This is a genomic window from Geodermatophilus sp. SYSU D01176, assembly GCF_054050015.1.
The window spans coordinates 1-2,959 of the sequence record NZ_JBJGYN010000104.1; the positions used below are offsets into that span (position 1 = coordinate 1).

General features: G+C 68.1%; 3 protein-coding genes. All 3 read right to left on the minus strand.

Annotation, left to right across the window (positions count from 1 at the left end):
* Positions 1-105: 105 nt before the first annotated feature.
* The 3 genes from ACI78Z_RS24875 to ACI78Z_RS24885 all read right to left on the minus strand — a co-directional run bounded on the left by ACI78Z_RS24875 (position 106) and on the right by ACI78Z_RS24885 (position 2,417).
* Positions 106-282, minus strand: coding sequence for a hypothetical protein (locus tag ACI78Z_RS24875; protein WP_457039212.1), 177 nt, complete (start codon positions 280-282; stop codon positions 106-108).
* Positions 283-356: 74 nt separating this feature from the next.
* The gene (locus tag ACI78Z_RS24880; RefSeq protein ID WP_457039213.1) at positions 357-1,232 is read right to left on the minus strand and encodes a phage major capsid protein; all 876 of its coding nucleotides are present in this window, start codon (positions 1,230-1,232) and stop codon (positions 357-359) included.
* Positions 1,233-2,141: 909 nt separating this feature from the next.
* Positions 2,142-2,417 (minus strand): hypothetical protein, encoded by a 276-nt coding sequence (locus ACI78Z_RS24885; protein WP_457039214.1) that lies wholly within the window; start codon positions 2,415-2,417, stop codon positions 2,142-2,144.
* Positions 2,418-2,959: the final 542 nt, after the last annotated feature.

A 2,959-nucleotide genomic window follows, 5' to 3' on the forward strand; every position in this document is an offset into this window, starting at 1 on the left:
CTGTCCAGGACCAGCTGCGCTGCCCGCTGCCGGAACTCCTCGGGGTACTTGCTCCGTCGGCCCAACGGGGCCTCCCTCCTTGGCTGATGCCAAGTCTGGAGGTGTTCAGCCGACGGGGGTCACTTCAACCATCGTGCTCTGCGTGGTCGTCTCGATGGTGACCGTGGTCCTGGTGACGACCTTGATTGTGACCAGGTCGGCCGAGGCTGTCGCCCAGGTCGCCCAGGCCCTCTCAGCCCTCTTGGGACTGCTGGGCGTGGGGGAGATCGTGAGACGACTCATGCGCTGACTCCCTGACAGTCAGGTCCCGAGGAGCGATGTGCTCCCTTCGGGGCCCTGACACAGGGAGTAACTCCTCAGCTCGCGGTCAGCCGGATGCGGACCAGGGCGGCGGTGTGCGGGAACCCGAAGCCGACCCGACACGTGGCGCGGACGGCGACCCGGTCACTGGTGAAGAACACCGACCGGTCGGCCTTAACCTCGGCGTCGTGGCGGACGGCGGTGACCAGCCGGTCGGCGGGCAGGCCCCAGACGGTGCCGACCGGGGCCTCCGGCGAGTTCAGCAGCGGCACCCCGAAGATCATCCTGCTGCGGGTCGGCTGGGTCGGGTCCGGCTGGAGCGGCGGCTTGCCCGAGCCGGTGGCCTCCTTCATGTTCGCCAGCACCAGGGCGGTGGCCCGGCTGGTGACGAAGGCGGTGAGCTGCGCGCCGACGTTGGCGGCGAGCATCTGGGCCTCGGCGAAGGCGTCCAGGTCGGTCGGGGCGGCCAACCCATCGGGCTGCTCCCCGCCCTGGGCGGTTCCGTCACCGAAGAATGCGGCGTCGACCTTCCGGGCGATGTCGCGGGCCAGGCCGCGCCCGACCTCGGCGGTGGCCTCCGGTGAGCTGTCCTCGGCCAGCTCGGAGGTAACGACGGAGAGGCCGGCCACCTTCTTGGTGACCACGTCGACCTCGGCCGTGGCGAGATCGGAAACCGGGATTTCCGCGCCCTCGGCGACACACGCGGCGGTCGGGTCGGCGGTGACGGCGGGCAGCCGGACCGACGGGGCTGTCGGCCGCAGCACCCGGCTGCACAACGGGTTGAGGGCCACGGACGCGGCCAAGACGGGCTTGATGAGCAGACTCTCAACCTGCTCGGGGGCAGGAGGGGTCCGGCGGTGCCGGTGGTCAGGGTCATGCGCGCTGGCTCCGAGAGTAAGCCCCGGTACTAATGGGGTGATCCCTCGGGCCACGGAGCCGGCGGGCGCGCCGCTGGCGCATCGTGCTGGCCCGGCCGTGGGCCACGAACCGACGCGGCCGGACTAGCTGGTGTCGATCATGACAGCCGTGGGTGACAGTCTCGCGGCATAAGGCGCACAGCCCGGCGATGGGGTCTCCACACGACCGGCCTGATCCACCGCTGGTCAAGACAGCGCCGCGGCACGAGCCAGACGCGACGGACCCCGCCGTCCTTGTCAGGGATGGCGGGGTCCGTCGATCGTGCTGATTGCCGCGCTCACTCGCCGCAGACCTGCTCGAAGGCGGTATCAGACGCGGGCGGCGGTTGCACGAAGTTGTACCCCGGTCCACCTGCCGGCTCTCCGGCGGCAGGAACCGGCTGGCAGAGTGAGTACCCAGGGGGGCCTGGCTGCGCAAAGGCTGGGGTCGCACCGACCGCTGCGAGGGAAGCACCGGCAGCGGCCACAAACAAGGCTCGACGAAGCGTGATCATCGAATTGCCTCCGATCTCGCCATAGCGCCGGGCGGCTGCTTCGCCCTAACGGAGTTGGCGAGGGCCGCGAATGTATCGGCCACTCTCGGCAGCGTCCACACCCCCTCGAGCCATCCGTCACCAAGGACTAGAAACACGCCAGCCAACTACAGAACATCAGTGCGCCACTACGCAGAGCTGACTTTGCCGGGGGGGTGGTGCCATCTGTACGGTCGAGTAACCCGCTTCTCGATGGCTACCCAACGGGGCAGCAAACGCTCGCAACCGGGTGCTCCTGGCCTGTGGAGCGACGAAGGTGGCGAGCGAGACGGCGGCCGCCACGGTGGCAACCACTGCCGAGGCGTCGAGGTCCATCGGACCGGACAGTACGGGCTAGCCGTAGGGGAAGGGGAGTGTCGGCGACAAGCCCGGCGGGGCCGCCCGCGGAGAATTACTCGTATCCGCCGCGCAGCACCGATCCCCACGTGACGCCGCACCCCTGGTCGACGGCCGCCCGGCGGTCCTGACCGAACGAGGCCGTCGGTACCCGCGCACCCCTGGCCAGCCCCGGCTTCCACCGGACCAGCTCGCGGGCGTACTCGGTCACCTTCTCCGCATCGACCGCGCCGTTCTTGTCGACCATGTCGCTGTAGTCGCCGGGCATGAAGACGATTAGGTCGAAGCCGTCCTCCAGGGTGTCCGAGGCGATACGGATGTCGGCCTTCACTTCCTCGGCCGTCCGCGTGCAGTGCTCGGCCAGCCGCCTGAGTTGGGCACATAACCATAGTCAGGACACGAGTGACCCGCTTATGGTCCAACTCCGAGACGGTGACAGGGCCGGAAGAGTTCCTCGCCATCATTCATGGCACTGCCTCAGAGACGGCGGTTCTTGACACACTTGAAACCCTGGCCTAACGCAGAAGAAGCAGCCGGCAAGCTTCTCTCCTTGGACTCCAACAGTCCGACTGGGACTGAAGGGATGCAAGTTCGTCGCTACGCGCTGACGGATGTTGAGCAGACGCCGCTTGGGCGCCTCTGGGCCTGTCTCCAAGAGTTGTGGTCGAAAACCCAGTGATGCACGGGAGAGGCCCGTTATGGGGCGTGTCCCTGGAGCCGCGGCGCTATGTCATGCCTCGCGTGCTTCGGTGACGTCCCCGCTGGTGGTGTAAGTCCAGGTCACCGCTCGCCTTGGTGATCACGCCAGGGGGCCACCGTGTGATGGTCAGCGAGACCACGGCAATGGTTCTCGCGGAAGGACACAGCACACGA